The sequence below is a fragment of the Tenacibaculum aestuarii genome (genome assembly GCF_964510395.1).
In the GTDB taxonomy this organism is placed as follows: Bacteria; Bacteroidota; Bacteroidia; order Flavobacteriales; family Flavobacteriaceae; genus Polaribacter; species Polaribacter aestuarii.
On record NZ_CAZEFY010000003.1, the window covers coordinates 66554 to 89394 of the forward strand.

The following is a 22841-nucleotide window of genomic DNA, read 5'->3' on the forward strand; positions in this document are numbered from 1 at the left end:
TTGAATTAATTTTAGATAAATGAATAAGGAAAATAAATACCAAAAACTAGCATTGAGTTTGTTGTTTGACGCGATAGGATATGTATCGTATTTAATCCCTGGAGTTGGTGAATTGTCCGACATTGTTTGGGCACCAGCATCAGCATACTTAATGACAAAAATGTATAAAGGAAACAAAGGTAAAGTAGCTGGAGCTCTAGCTTTTATTGAAGAAGCTATGCCTGGGTTAGATATAGTACCAACCTTTACGTTAATGTGGTTGTTTACCTATGTGTTTTCTTCAAAAGAGTCAAAAAAGACAATAGAAGTATAGTTTTGAAAAAATAAAAAAGGGCTACCAATTTGGTAGCCCTTTTTATAGTACTTAAAAGCAGTTATTTCTTTATAATTTTTTTAGTAAACGATTTTTGACCATCGTTAATTTCAAGAATATAAACTCCATTTTTTAAATTAGAAATATTAACAGTGTCGTGTGTTACTGTTCCGTTTAAGACAGTTTGTCCAGATAAGTTTGAAATTTTAAAAGAAGCATTTCTGTTATCTCCTAACTGAATTTTTACTGTTTTAGCTGTTGGATTTGGAGACACAGTAGCGTCAAATATAGAAGTTTCATTTTCTAGTTTACCATCAATTACAATTGTATTTTCCATTCCTTTTGCGCTAGTGCCTATATTAACTGTGTAATCTTCAACTTCTCCATAAGAGAAAGTTTCACAAGCAGAAGGTGCTGCATCCCATTTCATAGAAACACGCATTCTTGTGGTTCCTGCTAAAGCAGATGTAGGCACAGAAAAGGTATATGATAAGTTTCCTGAACTAGAAGAGGAACCGCTTACTACTTCTTCTGAAGACTCAAAAGTTCCATTTTTATTAAAATCTATCCAAACTTTCCAATATTCTGTGTAAGAAGAACTAGCAAAACCAGCACTTACAACAATAGTATTATTTCCATAAGGAAGATTTGCTGTAAGAGAGGTAAAGTCACCATATCCGCCATTAGCCCCTGTAGCATTTGAAATTCCTCCGATAACAACATTGTCTATCCATTCATAGTTTACGTTATTCCCTTTAGTGTTGCAATAAGAAACTGTGTTTGCAAGAGTAGTTACATTAACAGTATTGCTTGAAGAAGAAACATTATTAGCAGCATCTTTAGCTTTAACAGAAAAAGTATAGCTTGTAGCAGCTTTTAAACCGCTAACGGAATAGTTTGTAGTAGTTACAGTTGCTATTACAGAACTATCTTGGTATATGTCATATCCAGTAACCCCAATATTATCTGTAGCAGCAGTCCAAGTTAAATTAACTGCAGTTTGTGTAATGTTGGAAGCAACAACATTAGTAGGTGCTGTTGGAGCAGTTGTATCAGGGGTAGAAGTTCCTCCATCAATGCTGTGGTTTCCCAAGCCGTTAAAAGTATCTTTTGCTAAAGTATCCCATTCAGAAGTTGTATAACTACTGTTAGGTGAGTTAATAGAAGGTTTTCTTTGTAAAGTTACATCTTGTGCAAATGTAGAAGAGCTATTAGGATTTCCTATTAAATCGATAAGTATAGTTCCTTTGAATAAACCAATAGCATCATTTCCATTAAAAGAAAGTACACTAGTGTCAGTTCTGTCAGCTTTGTTAAGTATTGTGCTAGAAGCACTACTATTAGCAATTACATATGCATTTCCGTTAGTTAATTGTCCACTTAAGGTTAATATATTTGTCCATCCACCACCATTGGCAGCTTTCTTTAATGAATAGCCAGATAAATTCACTGTAGCTCCTGTAAAATTAGCAATTTCAAGAGCTTTGTTGTTTGATGAACCTTCTATGTATTCAGAAATTAATAAATCTGTAGCGGTTCCATTTCCACCTGTACTACCAGATTGTGTTGTAACTGAAACAGTGTTGCTACTAGCAGACTCGTTTCCTGCAGCATCTTTTGCTTTTATAGAAAACGTATAGTTTGTTGAAGCTGTTAAACCAGTAACATTGTAGGAAGTTGTTGAGACAGTAGTTAGTTTAGTAGCTCCGTTATATACGTCATACCCAGTAACTCCAACATTATCTGTTGATGCAGTCCAAGTTAAATCAACTGTAGTTTCTGTAATGTTTGAAGCAGTTAAATTAGATGGAGCAGAAGGAGCTTGAGTGTCTGAGCTACTTCCTCCACCAAACAAATTTTCAGCTTGTGGACCTCCCCAGATTTCAGTTGCAAAAGCAGGGTTATCGATAAACGGATTACGATTTCCTTGAACTCCTTCTAAAATAGGATTTCGTTGTTTTTCAAAATCTGAAACAGGATCATCAACATTCCATTGAATAAATAGAGCAAGCATATTAGAGTCAGATGCCATAGTAGAACCAGTACCTACACCTGTTGGTAAACACTGGCTTCCATAGCGTAAGTACATGTACATCATCATACGAGCAACATCTCCTTTCCATTCGTCACCAGGATACCATCCACCAGTAACGTCACCAGCATTTCCTGAGCCTGCCGCAAACTTTTTACTACTTCTTTGTGAGTTAAACGAGATGTCAGCAGCTCTTAAATGATGAGCATCTGCACCAGGACCAGAAGTTCCTAAATTCGGGTTTCCTAATGATTTTGCATATACATGTTCTCTGTTCCATTGCGTGCCAGCAGTACCACCATTAGCATTTTTATCTCGAGTTCTATCGGTTACATAGTTGCCATCAGTATCACTATAACCATAAATTAATAATACTTTACTAGGATCGTTGGGATCTAAATCTGTTTCCTTTAAAGCATCCCAAACACCAGGAGTATAGGATAAATTAGTAGTATGCGTATTAATGATTTTAGTAGCTAATTCATTTTTTAAAGCTGTACCAGATAAGTTTAAGTTTACATCATTATAGATATGATGGAATTTGAGCAAATAGCGATAATGAAGCTATCAACAAAAAGAAGGGTAATAGTTTTTTCATGTGAATGAATTTATGTTAAAACTTTGTTAATTCGTTACAAATCAATGAAAAAAGGGAGTATTCAATGTTACCAAAATGTTAACAATCAATAACGTAGCAGCTATAAGAGACAAGATGATTTTTTTTCCTTTATTTTACGTAAATTTGCAGGCTAAATTCAGAGATTGATTATGAAGATATCATACAATTGGTTAAAACAATTTTTACAAACAGACTGGGAGGCTGAAAAGACAGGGGAGTTACTTACCGATTTAGGTCTTGAAGTAGAAGGTATAGAGAAGGTTGAAAGTATAAAAGGTAGCTTACAAGGTGTAGTTGTAGGTGAAGTAAAGACCTGTATAAAACACCCTAACGCAGATAAACTAAAAATTACTACAGTAGATTTAGGAAATGGTAGCCCTGTACAAATTGTTTGTGGAGCACCGAATGTAGATGCAGGTCAAAAAGTACCTGTTGCAACTGTAGGTACGATGTTGTATGATGAAAAAGGAGAAGGGTTTAAGATAAAGAAAGGAAAAATTAGAGGAGAAGAAAGTCACGGAATGATTTGTGCCGAAGACGAATTAGGTCTTGGGAAAAGCCATGACGGAATTATGATATTAGACGAAAGTTTAGCTCCTGGTACGCCATGTTCTGATGTGTTTAATATTGAAACAGATTATGTTTTTGAAATTGGGTTAACACCTAACCGTTCTGATGCAATGAGTCATTATGGTGTTGCACGTGATTTACGCGCAGGATTAATTCAACAAGGAACAAACATAGAATTAATATCTCCTTCTGTTTCTGATTTTCATGTTGACGAGCGTATTCTAAAGATAGATATTGAAGTAGAAGATAAAGAGTTAGTGCCACGTTATTGTGGAATTACTATTACTGATGTTGAAGTAAAAGAATCTCCTGAATGGATTCAAAACCGATTAAAAGCAATAGGTTTAGCTCCTAAAAATAACATTGTAGACATTACTAACTATGTTTTACATGAATTAGGACAACCATTACATGCTTTTGATGCTTCTAAAATTAGAGGAGGAAAAGTAGTAGTAAAAACCTTAGAAGAAGGAACCAAGTTTACTACCTTAGATGATGTAGAAAGAGAACTATCTTCTGAAGATATAATGATTTGTGATGCTGATAGTAAACCATTATGTATTGGTGGTGTTTTCGGAGGAGCAAATTCTGGAGTTACTGAAAGTACCCATACTATTTTCTTAGAAAGTGCCTATTTCAATCCTGTGTCTGTTCGTAAAACAGCAAAGCGTCACGGATTAAATACAGATGCTTCTTTCCGTTTTGAAAGAGGAATCGATATAAACACAACAAAATATGCTTTAAAGCGCGCTGCTTTATTAATTGAAGAGTATGCTGGTGGAAAAATGTCATCAGATATTTTAGATTTTTACCCAGTAAAGCTTGAAGATTTTGAAGTGTTCTTATCATTTGAAAATGCTTATAAATTAATCGGTCAAGAAATACCTAAAGAAACTATTAAAAAGATTTTAGCTTCTTTAGATATTAAAATCAATAGTGTTACAGAAGCAGGTTTAGGGTTGGTAGTACCATCTTACAGAACCGATGTACAACGTGAGGCAGATATTATTGAAGAAATTTTACGTGTTTACGGATATAACAATGTAGAGTTTTCTCACAAATTAAATACTTCTATTTCTTTTGATAGTGATATCAATGTAAAAGTAGAAAACATTGTGGCTGACCAACTATCATCACTAGGATTCAACGAAACCATGGCAAATTCGTTAACCAAGGCGGATTACCTAGAGTTATCTGAGAATTTGAACCCAGAACATAGTGTAGAGATGCTAAATCCGTTAAGTAACGACTTAAAGGTAATGCGTCAGTCATTATTATTTAGTGGATTAGAGTCTGTTGCTTACAACATTAACAGAAAACAAAATTCGTTAAAGTTTTATGAGTTTGGTAAAACCTATCATAAGTACGAAAGCGGATATCAAGAAGATAAACACTTAACCTTATTTGTAACAGGAAACAGAACACAAGATAGCTGGAAGGTAGCTTCACAAGCGTCAGATTTCTTTTATCTAAAGGGAATTGTAACAACCTTGTTAAGTCGTTTAGGAATAGATAACTTAAAAACAACACCAACAAAATCAGATGTGTTTTCTGAAGGAATTACCTTAAGTTTAGGAAAAATGAAGTTGGTAGAGTTAGGAGTTGTAAAAAGAGCAATTTTAAAAGAATTTTCTATCAAACAAGAAGTGTTATTTGCTGATTTTAACTGGCAAACTATTTTAGGTTTAGTAGGAAACAAGAAAATTAAAGTAGCTGATTTACCTAAATTCCCTGCGGTAAAACGTGATTTAGCATTGTTATTAGACAATAAAGTAGAGTTTAAAGATATTTATAACTTGGCATTTCAATCAGAAAGAAAATTGTTGAAAGAAGTAGATTTGTTTGATGTATACGAAGGAGATAAATTACCAGAAGGTAAAAAGTCGTATGCAGTAAGTTTTGTTTTGCAAGATGAAAACAAAACCTTAGAAGACAAACAAATAGATAAAATAATGCAGAAACTACAGCAAACATTCGAAAAGAATTTAGACGCTGTATTGCGATAATTCAGAAGCTCCTTTATTGGAGCTTTTTTTATATTTAATAAACGAAAGATTATAATTAAAACCGATGTACAAATTACTTATTCGCCCAATATTCTTCCTTTTTGATCCAGAAAAGATTCACCATTTTACTTTTTCGTTAGTTAAATTTTTATCGAAAATACCTGGGGTTTCAGCTATTTTTAGAGGAATGTATCAAGTAAATGATAAAAAATTAGAACGTAATTTATTTGGACTAACTTTTAAAAACCCAGTAGGTTTGGCTGCAGGATTTGATAAAAATGCTGTTTTGTATAATGAGTTAGCAGATTTTGGTTTTGGTTTTGTAGAAATAGGTACAGTAACGCCAAAAGGTCAAGTAGGTAATCCTAAAAAACGTTTATTCCGTTTAAAAGATGATAAAGGAATTATTAACCGAATGGGATTTAATAACGAAGGATTAGAAGCAGCGATTGAACAATTAAAAAAGAACAAAGGAAAAATCATTATAGGGGGAAACATTGGGAAAAATACCAATACAGCTCCTGAAAATTATACTGAAGATTATGTAACTTGTTTTAAAGGGCTGCATCCGTATGTAGATTATTTTGTACTGAATGTAAGTTGTCCAAACGTATCGAGTCACGCTAAACTTGAAGATGCTGATTATTTGAAGGAATTGATTACTGAAGTTCAGAAATTAAATAATACTGAAACACAACAAAAACCAATCTTATTAAAGATTGCTCCAGACTTAAATAATCAACAGTTAGACGAAATTATTGAATTGGTTGCTGAAACAAAAATTGATGGAGTTATAGCATCAAATACATCGGTAAATAGAGATAATTTAAAAGCTTCTAAAGAACGTTTACAAGAAATTGGAAACGGAGGTTTAAGTGGGCAACCGGTTAAAGAGAGAAGTACAAGAGTGATTCAGTATTTAGCAGATAATTCTAAAAAAGCATTTCCTATTATTGGAGTAGGAGGTATTCATTCTGAAAAGGATGCTTTAGAAAAATTAAAAGCAGGTGCAGATTTAGTGCAGATTTATACAGGATTTATTTATGAAGGACCAAGCTTGGTTAAAAGAATCAATAAAGCTATTTTAGCTGAAAGTTAATTTATGCTAGAAACCCTCATATCTTTTGTATTAGCTACTGCTACCTTAGCATTTTCGCCAGGTCCTGATAATATTTTTGTCTTAACACAAAGTATTGTCAATGGAAAAAAATATGGATTAGCTACGGTTGCAGGTTTAATGACAGGATGTATAATTCATACAACTTTGGTTGCTTTTGGAGTATCTGAAATCATCAAACAGAACCCGAATTTGTTTTTCATCATCAAGCTATTTGGAGCAGGATATTTGTTATACTTAGCCTATCAGGTGTATAAAAGTGATGCTAAAATTGCATTTTCTACTGAGAATGTTCAGAAAAAATCAACATTACAGTTATTCAAAACAGGTTTTTGGATGAATGTATTAAATCCGAAAGTAACGATTTTCTTTTTGGCTTTTTTTCCACAATTTTTGTTTTCTGACAGCTTGTCAAACGTACTCCAGTTTTATGTGTTAGGAGGTTTATTTATACTAACCTCGTTTTTAATTTTTTCTTCAATAGCTGTTTTAGCAGGAAAAATTTCTGATTACATTAAACAGCATAGTAAAGTAGGAGTATACCTAAAATGGGCACAAATAGTGGTTTTTGTAGGGATTGCTTTATTGATTCTACTCTAAAAAGTTTTTACAACCAATTTTTTCTGATTAACAATTGTTGAATATGCGCATAGTGGTGGTTACAATGCCATGCATAAATGCCAATATTTTCTTTTAACCCAACTTCTTCATCTCCATCAGGATGAATAAAAGATTTGTTCAAGTCATCTTCAGTTAAACCTTTTAAAAAGTAGACCCATTTAGCATGTAACGCTTTTAAAGTATTTAAAGAAAGTTGAATAGGAGCAGTTTTAGAATCAAACAATTCAGCCCAACGATCTTCAAAATACGTTTTAATAATAGGTTTCTCTTCAGTAAGAGCCCATTTAAAACGTGTATAAGAATTATGATGACTGTCTGCACAATGATGTATTACTTGTCTAATTGTCCATCCGTTCTCCCTGTAGGGAGTGTCTATTTGTTCTTCAGAAAGATTTTCAACAAGTTTCTGTAATCTTTCAGGAAAGCGTTCTAGAGTTGAGATCCAGTCTGTAAGTAATTCAGAAGAAATATCAGTAGGAATATTGAGTTTACCAATAGGGTATTTTAACTTTTCCATTATTCCTCTTTTTTAGAAGTCAGTTTTTCTAAAGCGCGTTTTGAACTTCTGTTTTCAGGATTAATAGCCAATGCCTTTTTATAGTACTCAATAGCATTTGCAGTATCTTTCATTTTAGTATAAGCATCACCAGTACTATCGTATGTATTTGAACTGTTTGGGTATAATTCAATATTAATTTTAAATACATTAATAGCAGCTTCATATTCATTATTTCTAAGATACTGATAACCTAATCTGTTTAAGTTTCGCTCTCTAATAACAGGGGTTAAGCTATCTTTTTCTTTAATAGCTTTATAACCTTCTAAAGCAGCTTTAAAATTACCTTCAGCTAAATATTCGCTAGGTGTCTTTTCTCCTCTTTTTAATTTTTTAAAAACATATTTTTCTCCTTCATGTTCCCTCTTTTCGGCTAATTCTATTTTGTTTTCAGCAGTATTAAAAATTAGTTTTTCGTTTAATTCTCTAACATAAAAAGAAGTATCGTCAACTTTTAATGGTTCTAAATCTTGGTTACGCCATTTTAAGCGTAATTTTTTGTCCTCATCAAAAGTAACTTCTATAATTTCATCAGCATTAAAATAATAACGTCCAGAAGCTTTTTCTATGAATTCAGAAGAATTTGTTTTAGAAGTACAGCTAATGATTAAAAGTAATAGGGAAAGGAACAAAAGTTTAGTTTTCATTTTTTGATTAGTTTTTGTTGATAAGATACCTATATGACGACTAACATCAAAAATAGTTACAAATTAAATGAAACATGGTTTTTAATGGCATAAGAATTGACTTATAGTTAATACGATAAGCAATTAGATGATTTTATCTTTCTGTTTGTCAGTTGTTTACGGTTTTAAAAAAGTGGTATTTCTTTTTAGAAATATTTAAAAGTGCCACTATGACAGAATATATAAGATATGAGCAAATCAAAAATATTACATTTAGACAATTTGTCGCTTCAAGATGTTTTTAATGAAGATTCAGAATTAATCCCTTTATTAACGCCAGAGGACGAAGAATTAATAAATCAAGAAAGTATTCCTGAAGAATTACCAATTCTTCCTTTACGAAATACTGTATTGTTTCCTGGTGTGGTAATTCCTATTACAGCAGGTAGAGATAAGTCTATTCAACTTATTAAAGATGCCAACAAGGGAGATAAGGTTGTAGGAGTAGTAGCACAAAAAGATAGCGAAGTTGAAGATCCAGGAATAGATGATATTTATCAAACAGGTGTAGTAGCGCAAATATTACGTGTACTAAAAATGCCTGATGGCAATACAACGGTTATTATTCAGGGTAAAAAGCGTTTTGAAATTGAGGAAGTTATTCAAGAAGAGCCTTATTTAAAAGCAAAGGTAAAAGAAGCAGTAGATGAGCGTGAAATTGACGATCAAAAAGAATTTGATGCAATTATTGATTCTATTAAGGATTTAGCTTTAGAGGTTATTAAAGAAAATCCGATGTTGCCATCTGAAGCTTCATTTGCAATTAAAAATATTCAATCGAGTTCATTTTTGGTGAATTTTATTTCATCAAATATGGAGTTAAGCGTGTCGCAAAAACAAGTATTATTAGAAAAAGATAACTTGAAAGAGCGTGCGTTATTAACTTTAAAGAACTTAGATAAAGAGCTTCAAAAATTACAATTACGTAACGATATTCAATCGAAAACACGTTCTGATTTAGATAAACAACAGCGTGAGTATTATTTACATCAGCAATTAAAAACGATTCAAGATGAGCTAGGAGGCGTTTCTCACGAGCAAGAGCTTGATGAAATGCGTTTAAAAGCGAAGTCGAAAAAATGGAGTAAAGAAGTTGCTGAAACTTTTGAAAAAGAGTTAAGTCGTTTAAAACGTATGAATCCCCAAATGGCTGAATTTGGTATTCAACGTAATTATTTAGAGTTGATGTTAGAGTTACCTTGGAATGAGTTTTCTAAGGATAAGTTTGATTTAAAAAGAGCTCAAAAAATATTAGATAGAGATCATTTTGGCTTAGAAGAGGTAAAAGAACGTATCATAGAGCATTTAGCAGTTTTAAAGCTACGTGGAGATATGAAATCGCCTATTATTTGTTTATACGGACCTCCGGGAGTTGGTAAAACATCGTTAGGTAAATCGGTAGCAGAGGCTTTAGGGCGTAAGTATGTTCGTATGTCGTTAGGAGGTTTACGTGACGAAGCTGAGATTCGTGGTCACCGTAAAACGTATATTGGAGCGATGCCAGGGCGTTTAATTCAGAATATCAAAAAGGCAGAAACTTCCAATCCAGTTTTTGTGTTAGATGAGATTGATAAATTAGGACAAAGCCATCAAGGAGATCCTTCTTCAGCAATGTTAGAAGTATTAGATCCTGAACAAAATACACATTTTTACGATAATTATTTAGAAGTAGGGTATAACCTTTCTAAGGTATTGTTTATAGCTACAGCGAATAATATCAATCAAATTCCATGGGCATTACGAGATCGTATGGAAATTATCAATGTAACAGGATATACGATTGAAGAAAAAGTAGAAATAGCCAAGAAATACTTATTTCCGAAGCAATTAACAGAACACGGATTATCAAAAGAACACTTGATAGTTGGTAAAAAACAGATTGAAAAAATTGTTGAAGGATATACTCGTGAATCTGGAGTTCGTGGTTTAGAAAAGCAAGTAGCAAAAGTAGTTCGTTTTGTAGCAAAATCAATAGCTATGGAAGATGAATATAATGTTACGCTTACCAATGAGGATATTGAAACTATTCTAGGGCCAGCTCGTTTAGAACGTGATAAATATGAAAATAACGATGTAGCTGGTGTAGTTACAGGTTTAGCATGGACAAGTGTTGGAGGAGATATTTTATTTATAGAATCGATTATCTCTAAAGGAAAAGGAAACCTTTCTATTACAGGTAACCTAGGTACGGTAATGAAGGAATCTTCTACCATTGCAATGAAGTATATTAAATCGAATGCTGAAGAATTTGGGATTAACCCAGAAGTATTAGATAAATACGATGTGCATATTCACGTACCAGAAGGAGCAACACCAAAAGATGGACCAAGTGCTGGTATAACTATGTTAACGTCGTTAGTATCGGTATTTACACAGCGAAAGGTTAAAAATAAATTAGCAATGACTGGTGAAATTACATTGAGAGGAAAAGTATTACCAGTAGGAGGGATTAAAGAAAAAATATTAGCTGCTAAACGCGCTAATATTAAAGAAATAATTCTTTGTGCGGATAATAAAAGAGATATTGATGAAATAAAGGAAAGTTACTTAAAAGGGTTAACCTTCCATTACGTAACAGATATGAGTGAGGTAATTGATATTGCACTTACCAAACAAAAAGTTAAGAATGCTAAAAAGTTAGTATAATTTATAAAAGAGCCGCTTATTTCTAGTATAAGCGGCTTTTGATTTTATCTCACAAAATCATCACCTGGCTGAACAAATGGTTGACACCAGCAAGATACCATAGGAGGTGTTCCTATACAGATATATCTCGTATGCGGAGGGCATTGTATTAAACCTCCGTTAATTTCTCTTTGTTCTAATTTATTTAAAACATTTCCTAATTTTGAAATAGATTTTAACATAATTAATCAGTTTTAGTTATTAGTTATTAATGATCAAAGTCTTCAATAGGTTCTTCAACATATTCTGGTTCACACCAACATCTTATCCAGTTACATTTTAAATAAGTTCCTCTAGGGCAGACAATTTGGCCTCCATTAACTTCTCTTTGTTCTGTTTTGTTTAAAACGTTTCCTAAGTTTGAAATAGATTTTAACATGGTTAATTAATTTTAATTTTCCTTACTCTATTGTATGCTTTTCAGGTTCCGCATTTAAGAAATTTCTCATACAAATATTACAGGTTTTAGGTCTTGTAAGAAGTTTATATAGTTACTATTTAAGAAAAAAACAGGCACTATTTAAAAAAAATAGCACTCTTATTTTTGTTTTAATTTATTGATTGTTAGGTTTTTGTTTTGTTTTGTGATGAATAAAGATGTCAAAAGATAAATTGATGGATAAAAAAAATAACTTTACTCAAACTAAAATTAAAAACTTATGAAACGTTTATCTATTGAGTTGTTAAGAGAGTATAAATTAACACAAGAAGAAAAGTTTAAAATATTTGCAGGAGATCCAATTGCAAAGCCAAATACAGGGGTATTTGGTGGACCTGATACAGATGGAGAAGAAGATTGTTTACCTCCACTTCCAGAAGAGGATAGTAAAGATAAATGCTATGAATACAAAGGTTTCAGTATTTAAAACGATTACAACATTATAACTCTTTATTAATTTTTTCTATAAATTGATAAGGAGTTATACCTATATGTTTTTTAAAAATTCGTGTGAAGGATTTAGAGTTCTTGTATCCAGCTATTTCTCCAATTGCTTGAGTTGTATATGATCTAACCTTTTTATCATTACTTAATGTTTTAACTATATAGTTAATACGTAATTCGTTTGTATAATCATTAAAACTCATTTTTTTATAATCTTTAATAATTTTTGAAAGGTATGTGGTGTTTGTTCCAATTTTTTTAGCAGCATTATATAAATTAAACTCTTCTTTTAAAAAGTATTCTTTTTCTTCAATTTTTAATAGGCCTTTAATAATTTGTTTGTGCTGTTCGTCTTTTATTTTTACATCATTAGAAGTAGAAAACGGCTTTTTAGTTAGGTATTCTTTTTTTGAATTTTTAGCTAATAATTCATCTAGTTTTTCATTAGCTTTCTTTTTTTCTTTAGAATTCTTAATGACTAAGAAACTAATAATTATTAGTATGAAAATTAGTATTATAAAAATAGCTCTGTAATAAAAATTTTTATTCGCAATATATTCTTTTAGCTCTTTTAACTCTTTTATTTTTTTATCAAGATCAATTTTGTAGGCTCCATTGATTTGCTGTTTTTTTCTTGAAGTAAGTTTTTCATAACCGACAATAAACTTGGTTAAATGATATTTAGCAGAGTCTATTTTGTTTTGGTTGGTGTGAATTTTAGAAAGGTAATAATGTGTGTATAAATAATTATAATCTAGAATAGTGTCTTTTTTAATTTTTAAAACCTTTAAAAAGTTCTCTTTTGCTTTATTTATATCACCTGACATATAATGGTTATATCCAAGGTTATAGTATCCTTTGTATAAATAAGAAGAGGATTTACTTTTTTTAAAAAACGTTAATCCTTTTTTAAGAAATAAACCAGCTTTAGAATATTCTTTTTTCAGGCTGTAGGTTGTACCCAAACCATAATAAACTTTACCAAGATAATAATTGTTAAGTTTAAAATCTTTGTTTATAAGTATGGCATTATAGTATTGTAGCGATGAATCTGCATACTGAAGTTTAGTTGTATCATTTTTGTAAAGTGTAGCGTAAATTGCAGCTACATTTAGCATTCTTTTATATTTATTGGAATAATATTTACCGGCAAGTTCTTTTTTATTTAGCTCTAATAAGTGTAGGCTTTCTTTACTTTTTTTTAAGGCTTTTTCTAGTTCACCCATGTCTTGATAAATAAGGGCTATATTACCTTTAATTTTAATAGTTCGCTCAATATCGTTTGCTAGTAAAGCATAGTTTTCAGCAGTAATATAATCTTGTAAAGCAGGTTTAATTAAACCTTTTCTTTTATTGGAATTTCCTAATAATATATAAATATCAAATAAAATAGGGTAGTTGTTGTTTGTTTCTGAAATTCTAGGAAGATATTTATTTATACTATCTTGATAGAAAGAAATATTTAATAATTCTTTTTCTCTAATTTTTAAATATTCAGATGCAGCATACCCAAATGTTTTGTAAGGAATACTTGTGCTCTTTTGTAGTTTTTCCATATAAACTAGAGTACTGTCTATTCCTATTTCTTTATTTAGATAAAATTTTTCTTTAATTTTTTTTAGATCATTTTCACTATACAGGTTAGTTTGAGAAAATACTTTTGAGAAAGTAATAACAATGAATACAATAGACAAAGCTTTTTTTAACATGATTTTTTCGAGGGATAAAAATTAACGTTTACGCAAAATATAAAAAATATAAATGTTAATTGTTTAAAAGTTAACTTACTATGAAGTACATAAGGAAAAATATTTTAAGAGAAATTGTAGCAAAGAGTTTTATAAAAGAAAAAATAAGTAATTCATACTTTTTGTCTGTATAAGTCGTTGTTGTTTTAGTTATATTTAAAAAATAAAAATTTAATCAAACTTTAAACCCCTAAATTTATGAAAAGACTTCTTTTTTTAACCGCGTTTTTATGTTCAGTTGTGTCGTATTCACAGATTGAATTTATAGAAACTACTAAAACAGAAATTGTAGGTAAAATTGAATATGTGTATTTAGAAAAAATTGGTAATGAAGCTTATAATTTATATTATAAGAATATTAACGATCCTATACATGAGTACGTTCATTTTTCTTTTAAAAATCTAGACAATGATGTAGAAAAGTTATATCAAATAATTGTAAAAGGTTTTGAAGAAAATCCAAGGGATCCTTATAAAATTAAAGCAAATGGAGATGTTATTTGGCTAAAATACACTAAAGAAGATGGGGTGGTAAGATTACAAATTCAGCAGTATGTAAGTAGAGATCCAGATATTATGACAGTTTCTAAATTACTTACATTTAATGATGTAAATAGATTATTTAATAAGTAATGTAACTTTACTTATAAATATAAAAAAAGCAGCTTAAAAAGCTGCTTTTTTGTTTTGATACTATTTATTATTAATTCTTAGCTTTATTTTTAAAAGCATCAAATTTATTTGTTGTTTGCTTTGGCCAACTATTATTAGAAGTATCAATATCAGCTGTTTCAAGGTCTGGATCTACAACAAAGCTTTTAATTTCTTTAGAAGATGTAAATACTCTAAAAACTTGATGTTCATTTTTCTTCCATATTTGAGCAGGGAAAGTTTGACGTTCTTTTGTTCCGTCAGCATAATTAATTTCTAAAATAATAGGCATTACTAATCCTCCAGGTTTTTCGAACTCAACTTGATAGATATATTGAGGTAATTCCTTTAAGCTAGTTTTTTTATCATTCGGTAAGCTATTAATATAAGCTTCTACTTCAGATTTATCAGCACTTCCTTTATCAGTAGTTAAGTATACTAATTTTCCTAATTGCGCAAAGTAAGAAGGGTATTGTGCTTGTAACTTCTTTGTTTCTTCATTAGGTTTGTTAGTTACATATAAAGGTTTAACTTCTTTAATTCCAATATCAGTATAATCTGTAGTATAGAACCAACCTCTCCAGAACCAATCTAAGTCCATACCTGAAGCGTCTTCCATAGTTCTAAAGAAATCAGCAGGAGTAGGGTGCTTGAACATCCATCTTTGTGAATAAGTTCTAAAAGCATAATCAAATAATTCAGGTCCCATAATGGTTTGACGCAACATGTATAAACCAGCAGCTGGCTTTGTGTATGCATTTGGTCCGAAATTATGAACGTAATCACCTTGAGACATGATAGGGCTTAATTTATTTTGATCTAAGCTCATGTAACGAACAATGTCTTTTGGTAAGTTACCCGTATTAAAATTAGGATCGTAGTCTAACTCAGCTAAAATCTCTACAAAAGAGTTTAGTCCTTCATCCATCCATGTCCATTGACGCTCATCTGAGTTTACAATCATAGGGAAGAAGTTATGACCAACCTCATGAGTAATTACTCCAATCATTCCATTTTTAACTCTATCAGAATAGGTTCCATCAGGGTTTGGACGCCCATAGTTAAAACAAATCATAGGATATTCCATTCCTTGACGCTTAGCATGTACTGATACAGCTTTAGAGTATGGGTAATCAAAAGTCATTTTAGAATACTCTTCTAACGTATTAGCAACAACACGAGTTGAATGCTCTTCCCATAATGGATTTCCTTCTTTTGGGTATAAAGATACAGCCATCACCGTTTTACCGTTAATGTTTACTGCCATAGCATCCCAAATATATTTTCTTGATGAAGCAAAAGCAAAGTCACGTACTTTGTTAGCTTTAAAGTGCCAAGTTTTAGTTTTTGAAGTTCCTTGTTTTTCGTTTTCTTCAGCTTCTTTTTGAGAAACGATAAATACAGGATTTTTAAAAGACTTTCTTGCCTTTTCAAAACGATTACGTTGTTCTTTACTTAAAACCTCTTTTTCGTTTTGTAATTCACCAGTAGCATCTAAAATATGATCAGCAGGAACTGTAATTTTTACATCATAATCACCAAATTCTAGAGCCCATTCACTACGACCCCAGAATTGCATGTTTTGCCATCCTTCAACGTTGTTATACACACATAATCTTGGGAAAAATTGAGCAATGGTATAGTTTTTATTTCCATCAGGAAAAGATTCAAAACCTGAACGACCACCATCTTCAACAGAATTGTTAATCAAATAGTTCCATTTTATTTTGAATTTAAACACTTCACCTGGAGCCAATGGCTTAGGTAAATTAATACGCATCATTGTACGATTAATGGTATGCGATAAGTCTCTACCATCAGCATATTTAACAGCTTCAATATTAAAACCAAATGCTTTTGGTTTATCCATGTTTTCACTCACAAATTTACTAGGAGTTTGAAAGCTACTAGCACCTTTAGATTCAGCTAATGGAGATTTAGAATCTGGAGCTCTCATGTTTTGGTCTAACTGTAACCATAAATACTCTAAATGGTCTTTAGAATTATTGTGGTAGGTAATATCTTCCTCTCCGTATAATCTATCTGTAGCTTCATCTAAACGTAAGTTCATTATATAATCAACTTTTTGTTGTGTGTAAGCATGACCAGGTGCACCAGAGGCGGTACGTTGATCGTTAGGAGTTGCTAGTACATCTTTTAATTGTCGAAATTTGTTTTGGTCGGTATGACCTTGTTGACGTTCTTTTTTAGGGGCTTCTTGAGCAAATAAAGAAGCAGATACAAAGAGCGCTGAAAATAGTAGCGTAGAATATTTTCTCATTATATGCTTATTAGTTTTTGAATAAATAAGCGGAAAGTTAATGAAAACTTATTATTAAAAAAGTGTGAATGTTAAAATTTTAACAAACCTTTATCATTATTATTAGATAAAAATAAACTTTTTCGTTTTTTATTGACAGTAGCTTTTACCAAGTTTTGTTGATCAGGAAAGTGATCTACTAAAACATTGTTCTCTATTTTTATTGATTTTGGTAACGAGACATTTTCAATTTCTAAATAGAAATAAACGATATCTCCATCGTACTCTTTACCTATAAATTTATAGGTTTTCTCTTCTTTATTAATGATTACTTTGAAATGAGTTTTTAAGTATTTATAAAAATGTTCATCAATAGAAGGTAGCTCATTCTTTGTAGCAATTTTTAGATTGGTATTATGATCTTTATTAATCGCTAATTCTATATCATCCATAAAAACATTCATAATCATTTGAATGCTTTTAGAGTCTTCTTTATATTCAATTTCAGTTAAAGCAACGTAGTACTTATGCAGTGTAAAAGAAAGTAACGGAAGTACTAAAAGAATGATAATAACTTTTTTCATGGAGTGTTTTAAAACAATTATTGCGCCAAATTACTGTTTTTTAATAATTTCTAAATAGCTAGAGTGCTCTTTTCTTAAAATTTTAATAACCTCTAATACTTCACGGTTTTGATATAGTTTTTCAATACCTAACGGATTACAGTATTCAAGAAAATGGTAATAATTATTAACAGGAATTTTTAGTTCAACAAAAAAGAAATCCTCTCCTAATTCACTTAATAGTTTAGCAGGTAAACTTTCTTTAAAAGCTAATTCTTTACGAAGTTTTTGTATTTTTTCTGAGTCTTTTACAGGAAATGTATTGGTTGTGCCAAATCCCTCAAAATCTTTAGTAGGGTCAACTCTAACAACATTGGGTTTTACATGTAAGCTAATATGATCATCGGAAGCATAGTTGTTATAATTTACTTTAGAAAAATCAGTAGCATTACTAGCGATTTCTAGATTTTTATCACGTTTTACTTTACGTAAATCCTTAGTAAGCTCTCCTGAAAGTTCGTTGTTTCGTAGTAAAATTTCATCTAACTCGTAATCTTGTTTTTCTAAAGTGGTTCTTTTTCGGTAAGTATTAAAATCCTCTTTGGTAAGTATATCAAAAATTGTTTGGTATCCTATAGAGGTATATCTTATCGAATCGTTAGGTTTTGCAAAAATTCGATATTCACCATTTTCGTTAGAAAAAGTAGCTTGATTTGTAGAAAAATTAACAATATGAGCGTTTTCTAAAACACCATTTTCATCATAAACAATTCCGAAAAGTGTTTTTCGCTCTTCTTGTGAGAATGCAACTTGTGATAAAAGAAGTAAGGCTAAAAAAAATCGCTTCATAAAGGTAAGTGTTGTAGGTTAGTGCTTACTTATAAAGGTACAAAATATTTTAAAATCATTAATTTAAATTTTGGACTACTGTTTGGGTGGTTTATAATTTTGTGGATTTAATTTTTTGAATTCTTCAGATTTTAATTTTAAAAAAGAAATCATAGTTATTTCATCAGCTAATAGTAAAGGAGAAAAATCATTAGCTTTTTCAACAAAGTAGATAAATCTTGTAAGGTCTTCTGGTATAATTTTTAATTCATGTAATATATAAACTCGATAATTGTTGCGTATATGTTGTATTCTCTTTTCAGTATCCTCAATAGCTTTTTCTTTTTTTAGCTTTTTTAGCCTACCTGATATGGAGTTAATAATATAATCTGTTGACAAAATAAAACCGAAACCTTCAAGTTTTAAAGGGCGTCCACCCATTCCTGTGTATAAACGCCTTTCGGCAGGAGTTAAAATTCTTGAGCCAGCGTAAGGAAGGTTTAAACTTTCTGCATTGATCTCTTTTTCAGTTTTAATATGTTTAGTGTCAGAAGAAATATACCCAAGTAAGTTATGCTCTTTTATTTCAACTTCATCGAGTTCTATTGCTACTTTTTTTAGTTCAATTTTGTTTTGTTGTATACCAAAATGCTTTGAATCAATTTTAAAAATTTTGGTTTTATAACCTACAAATGATATTTGTAAAGAGTCGTTTGGTTTTGCTAAAATCCTAAATTCACCATTATTATTAGTAAAAGTACCTTGTTTGGTGTTTAAATTGATAATATGTGTATTTGATACAGAACCAATTTCATCATAAATTGAGGCATATAAAAAAGTTCTTCGTTCTTGGGATAGAATTTTAATAGATGAAACAAAGCATAGTATGATTAATAGTTTCTTCATTCTTTTTCATGAATAGTTTTTAAATAGCTGACACTTTCTTTTCGCAAAATTTCGATTAGTTTTAAAACGTTTCCATCTTTATATAATTTTTCAATGCCTAGCGGATTGCAGTATTCTAAAAAATGTAGGTACTTATCTTTAGGAATTTTCAATTCTTCAAAGAAGAAGTGTTTTCCAAATTCTGAGAGGAGCATTTTGGGAAAACTTTCTTTAAACTTTATTGTTTTTCGGGTTCTTTTTTTTTGCTGAGCATATTTATCAAGACCAGAACTAAAACCTGTACCAGCACCTGCAAAACTAGCTGTAGGATCAGTAGTTCTTATCATACTAGGAGGTTTAGATCTATCAACTTCGTCAATTTCTAAAATTACTTTTTCACTAAAATCAATCATAGAAAAATCTAGAGCGCTTTTAGCTTTATCCAAGCCAATATCTTTAGGTGTTTGTTTAGTATCTATAGCGATAGAACCTATTAAGTTGTGTTTTTTTACTTCCACTTCATCTAGTTCAATTGCTATTTTTTTTAGTTCTATTTTATGTTTTTCAATTCCAAAATGAATCGTTTCAACTTTAAGAGTTTTCATTTCGTAGCCTACAAATGAGATTTGTAAAGAATCGTTGGGTTTAGCTAAAATTCTGAATTCACCATTATCATTCGTAAAAGTACCTTGTTTGGTATTTAAATTGATAATATGTGCATTGGGAACAGATGCTACTTCATCGTGAACCGATGCATATAAGAATTTTCGTTTTTCTTGTGCGGTTATTTGTAGAGTAAGTAATAAAAGTAAAGTGATGGGTAGTTGTTTTATCATGCAATTATTTTTGAGAGAGTCTTATATTTTCATTTTCTAATAGATAAGGAGAGTGTTTACTATTTTCAATTAAAACGGAAGTTAATTCAAGAACTTTATCCTTTCGATACAGATTGATAATACCTTTTGAAATACAACTTTCTAAAAATGAATTAATATGTTCTTCTTTAATTTTTAGTTGTCTTATAAAAAAGCCATCTGTATAATGTTTTCGAATGTTAGCTATGTTTTGATCTTCTATTTTTAGTTTTTTTAGTAGTTTTTTCTTCTTATTATTTCCGTTAAGTGCGTTTACAAGTCCTGAGAGTCCTATAGTTATTCCCGATTCAATTTTTACAGTTTTATCATCTTTAGGTTTTACGTTGGCATAGGGGAGCTTTAATGTTTTAGCGTTCACTATTGGGGCATTGGTAAGAATATCATCATCTGTCTCAAAAATTCCTCTTTTTCTTTCTAAAACAACTTCATCTAGCATATGGGTTTTACTATCAACATAAATAACAATGTTTTTAGCTTTTATATTTTCTTCATTCACAGTAATTTCTTTGTATTCTAAATTTAGGTGAGAAATTAATAGTATGTTATTTTCTTCTGCTAAAATTTCAAATTGTCCGTTTTCGTTTGAAATAGCTCCCAGAGCAAGTTTTTTATTGATGATGTGCACATCTTGAGTAGGAATACTGTCGATAAAAACAGTTCCCTTGATAATTTTAGGAGGATTTTGTGCAAAAACGACACAAGAAAATAGCGTAAAAAGAATAAGTAAAAAGTTTCTCATATCACAAATAAACCACCTACTTGTCTTAAAAATGTTTTAATGACATGGTAAATTTTTGTTAATTTGAAAAATAATAGCACTAATTACTTTTTGAAAATTTAGAGCTGATACTAAGAATAATAGCGTTTAAATCAAATGAAAAAACTTATCGTAGCAAGTACATCTACAGTACATGGAAGTGGATATTTAACATATATTTTACCAACATTGGCAGACTTTTTTAAAGAAGCGTCTACAATTTTGTTTATCCCGTATGCACGAGCAAGTGGTAAAACCTATGATGAATATACCGAGATAGCTCGTAAGGCTTTTGCTACCATTAATAAAGAGGTAAAAGGGATTCATGAGTTTGATAATCCGAAAGAAGCAATACAGCAAGCGGAGGCAATTTTTACAGGTGGAGGTAATACGTTTGAATTGGTAAACCAACTGTATAAAAATGATATTATTCCTGCTTTAACCAAAGCAGTTGAAAGCGGAACGCCATATCTAGGTACGAGTGCAGGAAGTAATATTTGTGGAGTAACAATGATGAATACCAACGATATGCCTATCGTGTATCCACCAAGTTTTAAAACTTTAGGGTTTATTCCGTTTAATATTAATGCGCACTATTTAGATCCTAATCCAGATTCTACACATATGGGAGAAACTAGAGAAACCCGTATTAAAGAATATCATATTTTTAATGAAACATCTGTATTGGGCTTACGTGAAGGGAGTTGGTTAGAAGTGAACGGTGACTCAATTGTATTACGAGGAAACTATACTGCGCGTTTATTTCAACAAAATAAAGAAGCGGTAGAGTTGGAGAGTGATAAAGAGATTGGTCAGTATTTTTAGTAAATAAATTAAAATACTTTTTGATTAACGTACTTATTATGGTGTTGTAGGGAGTTATTTTGTTTTTTTTAACGCCTCTATTTCTTTAAGGTAGTTTTTTAGGTCAAATTCAGAGATGGATTTGTCTTTATTAATTAGTTTAATTGCTTTGTTGAGATAATATTCCCCTTTTTCAAATTCTTTTAGAGTAATATATATTTCTCCTATCCAAGTATAGTAATCATAACCTTCAGGGTATTTTTCTATTGCTTTTAATAGAATTTCCAGCGTAAAATTTAGTTTTTTATTACCATATATACTATCATAATCATTGTAATATTCCGAGGCAATACTGTTGAAGAATAACTCAGAAGGTTCTATTTTTAAACCTAATTCAGTTGAAATTGATGTATATAAATCTTGAAAATCATTCCATGGTACTTTATTTTTCGATGACTTTGCAAGTTTGAAGCAAAGATCTATTCTTCTCCCATAATCTTTGAAAATTTGACTTAACGAATTACTTACGGTAACTCCTGGCGTAAGATCATGAGCAACTTGATGTTTGAAGTATTTCCATTCTAGGTTCTTAGGTAGTTCTTTAGAGTTTAAATAGAGGCTTAAACTATCGACAGCTGATTCATGTAAATCTCCGTATGCTTTTTCTCCAACAGAAAAAAAGTAATAGTATTTATTGGGGCTTGAAGAAATTTTATTCAAGAAAGTATTAAACTGTTTTTGCTGCACTTCATCTCCAAAGTCGAAATTGGAAACACTACTTGCTATTATACCATTAAAGAAATCAGGTTTCTTTGTAAGAGCATAAGAGGAAAAAATAGCCGTACGTGAATGCCCTATCAATAAATTAAAACTAGAAATAGGATATTCTCTATTCAATTTATCATTCAATTCTTTATCAATAAACAATATCAAATCATCCGCTTTCCCACCATTTTCATTAGGAACTGTCCATGAAATTCTATTTTTCCGAGAAAAAGTTACACCAACAACAATTGCTTTGGGAATCCATTGTAACGAGCTTAAATAGTCAATAGTATATAGATTGTATGTGTAGTTTATATGTAGCTGCTTGTCTAGAAGGTATATAACAGGGTATTTTGTGTTTATTTGATTCTTAAGCTCTTTAGGTAAGGTTATCTCCAGACTTACAGAGTCTTTTAATATTTCTGAATACAAACTTATATTCAAAGGTTTTTCGTAAGAAGTGAATTCTTGAGCCTTTGCATAGTAGTTGATAATCAGTAGTAAAAAAAATATAAAACGTTTTTTCATTTATTGTTTTTCTAATATTAAGTCTTCGTTTAATTGGTTACAACGTGTAAGTATAAGAATAGTAGCGGATTTAGATACATTTATCTTTA

Annotated in this window: 21 protein-coding genes; 8 read left to right on the forward strand and 13 right to left on the reverse strand. The window is 30.8% G+C overall.

Annotated features, from left to right (window positions below):
• Window positions 1-19: 19 nt before the first annotated feature.
• Window positions 20-313, forward strand: a complete 294-nt coding sequence (locus tag ACKTSU_RS06360) for a hypothetical protein (RefSeq protein ID WP_408035537.1) — start codon at window positions 20-22, stop codon at window positions 311-313.
• Between the two features lie 61 nt (window positions 314-374).
• On the opposite strand, the gene ACKTSU_RS06365 is transcribed toward ACKTSU_RS06360, so the two are convergent.
• Entirely contained in the window at window positions 375-2894 is a 2520-nt protein-coding gene (locus tag ACKTSU_RS06365; RefSeq protein ID WP_408035538.1) for an endonuclease, read from the reverse strand.
• A gap of 219 nt (window positions 2895-3113) precedes the next feature.
• Here ACKTSU_RS06365 and pheT point away from each other — a divergent pair, with 219 nt between their 5' ends.
• From pheT to ACKTSU_RS06380, 3 genes are all read left to right on the forward strand, one after another.
• Window positions 3114-5540, forward strand: coding sequence for a phenylalanine--tRNA ligase subunit beta (gene pheT / locus ACKTSU_RS06370; protein ID WP_408035539.1), 2427 nt, complete (start codon window positions 3114-3116; stop codon window positions 5538-5540).
• A gap of 64 nt (window positions 5541-5604) precedes the next feature.
• Window positions 5605-6639 (forward strand): quinone-dependent dihydroorotate dehydrogenase, encoded by a 1035-nt coding sequence (locus ACKTSU_RS06375; protein ID WP_408035540.1) that lies wholly within the window; start codon window positions 5605-5607, stop codon window positions 6637-6639.
• A 3-nt stretch (window positions 6640-6642) separates the two neighbouring features.
• Window positions 6643-7257 (forward strand): LysE family translocator, encoded by a 615-nt coding sequence (locus tag ACKTSU_RS06380; RefSeq protein ID WP_408035541.1) that lies wholly within the window; start codon window positions 6643-6645, stop codon window positions 7255-7257.
• Window positions 7258-7264: 7 nt separating this feature from the next.
• Here the strand turns inward: ACKTSU_RS06380 and ACKTSU_RS06385 are convergent, their stop codons facing one another.
• Together ACKTSU_RS06385 and ACKTSU_RS06390 are read right to left on the reverse strand one after the other, a co-directional pair.
• On the reverse strand, window positions 7265-7795 hold the full coding sequence (locus ACKTSU_RS06385; protein WP_408035542.1) for a YfiT family bacillithiol transferase: 531 nt from the start codon (window positions 7793-7795) through the stop codon (window positions 7265-7267).
• On the reverse strand, window positions 7795-8481 hold the full coding sequence (locus ACKTSU_RS06390) for a tetratricopeptide repeat protein (RefSeq protein ID WP_408035543.1): 687 nt from the start codon (window positions 8479-8481) through the stop codon (window positions 7795-7797). The genes ACKTSU_RS06385 and ACKTSU_RS06390 overlap by 1 nt, the downstream gene beginning before the upstream one ends.
• A gap of 228 nt (window positions 8482-8709) precedes the next feature.
• On the opposite strand from ACKTSU_RS06390, the gene lon reads away from it, so the two are divergent.
• Window positions 8710-11166 carry an endopeptidase La gene (lon, locus tag ACKTSU_RS06395; RefSeq protein WP_408035544.1) on the forward strand — a complete coding sequence of 819 codons (2457 nt, stop codon included), beginning with the start codon at window positions 8710-8712 and terminating at the stop codon, window positions 11164-11166.
• 44 nt (window positions 11167-11210) lie between these two features.
• On the opposite strand, the gene ACKTSU_RS06400 is transcribed toward lon, so the two are convergent.
• Both ACKTSU_RS06400 and ACKTSU_RS06405 read right to left on the reverse strand, forming a co-directional pair.
• Window positions 11211-11387, reverse strand: coding sequence for a hypothetical protein (locus tag ACKTSU_RS06400; protein WP_408035545.1), 177 nt, complete (start codon window positions 11385-11387; stop codon window positions 11211-11213).
• 26 nt (window positions 11388-11413) lie between these two features.
• Window positions 11414-11584: a hypothetical protein gene (locus tag ACKTSU_RS06405; protein WP_408035546.1), complete on the reverse strand. Its 171-nt coding sequence runs from the start codon at window positions 11582-11584 to the stop codon at window positions 11414-11416.
• Window positions 11585-11864: 280 nt separating this feature from the next.
• Here ACKTSU_RS06405 and ACKTSU_RS06410 point away from each other — a divergent pair, with 280 nt between their 5' ends.
• Window positions 11865-12071 (forward strand): hypothetical protein, encoded by a 207-nt coding sequence (locus ACKTSU_RS06410; protein WP_408035547.1) that lies wholly within the window; start codon window positions 11865-11867, stop codon window positions 12069-12071.
• Window positions 12072-12084: 13 nt separating this feature from the next.
• Here the strand turns inward: ACKTSU_RS06410 and ACKTSU_RS06415 are convergent, their stop codons facing one another.
• Complete coding sequence (locus ACKTSU_RS06415) at window positions 12085-13644, reverse strand: helix-turn-helix domain-containing protein (protein WP_408035548.1); 1560 nt, start codon at window positions 13642-13644, stop codon at window positions 12085-12087.
• A 390-nt stretch (window positions 13645-14034) separates the two neighbouring features.
• On the opposite strand from ACKTSU_RS06415, the gene ACKTSU_RS06420 reads away from it, so the two are divergent.
• Complete coding sequence (locus tag ACKTSU_RS06420) at window positions 14035-14469, forward strand: hypothetical protein (RefSeq protein WP_051435880.1); 435 nt, start codon at window positions 14035-14037, stop codon at window positions 14467-14469.
• A 70-nt stretch (window positions 14470-14539) separates the two neighbouring features.
• Here the strand turns inward: ACKTSU_RS06420 and ACKTSU_RS06425 are convergent, their stop codons facing one another.
• From ACKTSU_RS06425 to ACKTSU_RS06450, 6 genes are all read right to left on the reverse strand, one after another.
• The gene (locus tag ACKTSU_RS06425) at window positions 14540-16768 is read right to left on the reverse strand and encodes a M1 family metallopeptidase (RefSeq protein ID WP_408035549.1); all 2229 of its coding nucleotides are present in this window, start codon (window positions 16766-16768) and stop codon (window positions 14540-14542) included.
• Between the two features lie 71 nt (window positions 16769-16839).
• On the reverse strand, window positions 16840-17331 hold the full coding sequence (locus tag ACKTSU_RS06430) for a DUF6702 family protein (protein WP_408035550.1): 492 nt from the start codon (window positions 17329-17331) through the stop codon (window positions 16840-16842).
• Window positions 17332-17361: 30 nt separating this feature from the next.
• The gene (locus tag ACKTSU_RS06435) at window positions 17362-18159 is read right to left on the reverse strand and encodes a peptidase associated/transthyretin-like domain-containing protein (protein WP_408035551.1); all 798 of its coding nucleotides are present in this window, start codon (window positions 18157-18159) and stop codon (window positions 17362-17364) included.
• A 75-nt stretch (window positions 18160-18234) separates the two neighbouring features.
• Entirely contained in the window at window positions 18235-19044 is an 810-nt protein-coding gene (locus ACKTSU_RS06440; protein WP_408035553.1) for a carboxypeptidase-like regulatory domain-containing protein, read from the reverse strand.
• Window positions 19041-19859, reverse strand: a complete 819-nt coding sequence (locus tag ACKTSU_RS06445; RefSeq protein ID WP_408035554.1) for a carboxypeptidase-like regulatory domain-containing protein — start codon at window positions 19857-19859, stop codon at window positions 19041-19043. The genes ACKTSU_RS06440 and ACKTSU_RS06445 overlap by 4 nt, the downstream gene beginning before the upstream one ends.
• Window positions 19860-19863: 4 nt before the next feature.
• Window positions 19864-20637, reverse strand: a complete 774-nt coding sequence (locus ACKTSU_RS06450; RefSeq protein WP_408035555.1) for a carboxypeptidase-like regulatory domain-containing protein — start codon at window positions 20635-20637, stop codon at window positions 19864-19866.
• Window positions 20638-20772: 135 nt separating this feature from the next.
• On the opposite strand from ACKTSU_RS06450, the gene pepE reads away from it, so the two are divergent.
• Window positions 20773-21480: a dipeptidase PepE gene (gene pepE, locus ACKTSU_RS06455; protein WP_408035556.1), complete on the forward strand. Its 708-nt coding sequence runs from the start codon at window positions 20773-20775 to the stop codon at window positions 21478-21480.
• Between the two features lie 54 nt (window positions 21481-21534).
• On the opposite strand, the gene ACKTSU_RS06460 is transcribed toward pepE, so the two are convergent.
• Complete coding sequence (locus ACKTSU_RS06460) at window positions 21535-22752, reverse strand: alpha/beta hydrolase-fold protein (protein ID WP_408035557.1); 1218 nt, start codon at window positions 22750-22752, stop codon at window positions 21535-21537.
• Between the last annotated feature and the right edge of the window lie 89 nt (window positions 22753-22841).

What these genes read in the sequence shown, in the direction of transcription:
- ACKTSU_RS06445 (WP_408035554.1), bottom strand. Translation starts at nt 19,859, where the DNA reads ATGATAAAACAACTACCCATCACTTTACTTTTATTACTTACTCTACAA.
- ACKTSU_RS06450 (WP_408035555.1), bottom strand. Translation starts at nt 20,637, where the DNA reads ATGAGAAACTTTTTACTTATTCTTTTTACGCTATTTTCTTGTGTCGTT.
- ACKTSU_RS06375 (WP_408035540.1), top strand. Translation starts at nt 5,605, where the DNA reads ATGTACAAATTACTTATTCGCCCAATATTCTTCCTTTTTGATCCAGAA.
- ACKTSU_RS06410 (WP_408035547.1), top strand. Translation starts at nt 11,865, where the DNA reads ATGAAACGTTTATCTATTGAGTTGTTAAGAGAGTATAAATTAACACAA.
- ACKTSU_RS06405 (WP_408035546.1), bottom strand. Translation starts at nt 11,584, where the DNA reads ATGTTAAAATCTATTTCAAACTTAGGAAACGTTTTAAACAAAACAGAA.
- ACKTSU_RS06380 (WP_408035541.1), top strand. Translation starts at nt 6,643, where the DNA reads ATGCTAGAAACCCTCATATCTTTTGTATTAGCTACTGCTACCTTAGCA.
- ACKTSU_RS06420 (WP_051435880.1), top strand. Translation starts at nt 14,035, where the DNA reads ATGAAAAGACTTCTTTTTTTAACCGCGTTTTTATGTTCAGTTGTGTCG.
- ACKTSU_RS06415 (WP_408035548.1), bottom strand. Translation starts at nt 13,644, where the DNA reads ATGGAAAAACTACAAAAGAGCACAAGTATTCCTTACAAAACATTTGGG.
- ACKTSU_RS06425 (WP_408035549.1), bottom strand. Translation starts at nt 16,768, where the DNA reads ATGAGAAAATATTCTACGCTACTATTTTCAGCGCTCTTTGTATCTGCT.
- ACKTSU_RS06460 (WP_408035557.1), bottom strand. Translation starts at nt 22,752, where the DNA reads ATGAAAAAACGTTTTATATTTTTTTTACTACTGATTATCAACTACTAT.
- ACKTSU_RS06440 (WP_408035553.1), bottom strand. Translation starts at nt 19,044, where the DNA reads ATGAAGAAACTATTAATCATACTATGCTTTGTTTCATCTATTAAAATT.
- ACKTSU_RS06390 (WP_408035543.1), bottom strand. Translation starts at nt 8,481, where the DNA reads ATGAAAACTAAACTTTTGTTCCTTTCCCTATTACTTTTAATCATTAGC.
- pepE (WP_408035556.1), top strand. Translation starts at nt 20,773, where the DNA reads ATGAAAAAACTTATCGTAGCAAGTACATCTACAGTACATGGAAGTGGA.
- pheT (WP_408035539.1), top strand. Translation starts at nt 3,114, where the DNA reads ATGAAGATATCATACAATTGGTTAAAACAATTTTTACAAACAGACTGG.
- ACKTSU_RS06385 (WP_408035542.1), bottom strand. Translation starts at nt 7,795, where the DNA reads ATGGAAAAGTTAAAATACCCTATTGGTAAACTCAATATTCCTACTGAT.
- ACKTSU_RS06430 (WP_408035550.1), bottom strand. Translation starts at nt 17,331, where the DNA reads ATGAAAAAAGTTATTATCATTCTTTTAGTACTTCCGTTACTTTCTTTT.
- ACKTSU_RS06360 (WP_408035537.1), top strand. Translation starts at nt 20, where the DNA reads ATGAATAAGGAAAATAAATACCAAAAACTAGCATTGAGTTTGTTGTTT.
- lon (WP_408035544.1), top strand. Translation starts at nt 8,710, where the DNA reads ATGAGCAAATCAAAAATATTACATTTAGACAATTTGTCGCTTCAAGAT.
- ACKTSU_RS06435 (WP_408035551.1), bottom strand. Translation starts at nt 18,159, where the DNA reads ATGAAGCGATTTTTTTTAGCCTTACTTCTTTTATCACAAGTTGCATTC.
- ACKTSU_RS06400 (WP_408035545.1), bottom strand. Translation starts at nt 11,387, where the DNA reads ATGTTAAAATCTATTTCAAAATTAGGAAATGTTTTAAATAAATTAGAA.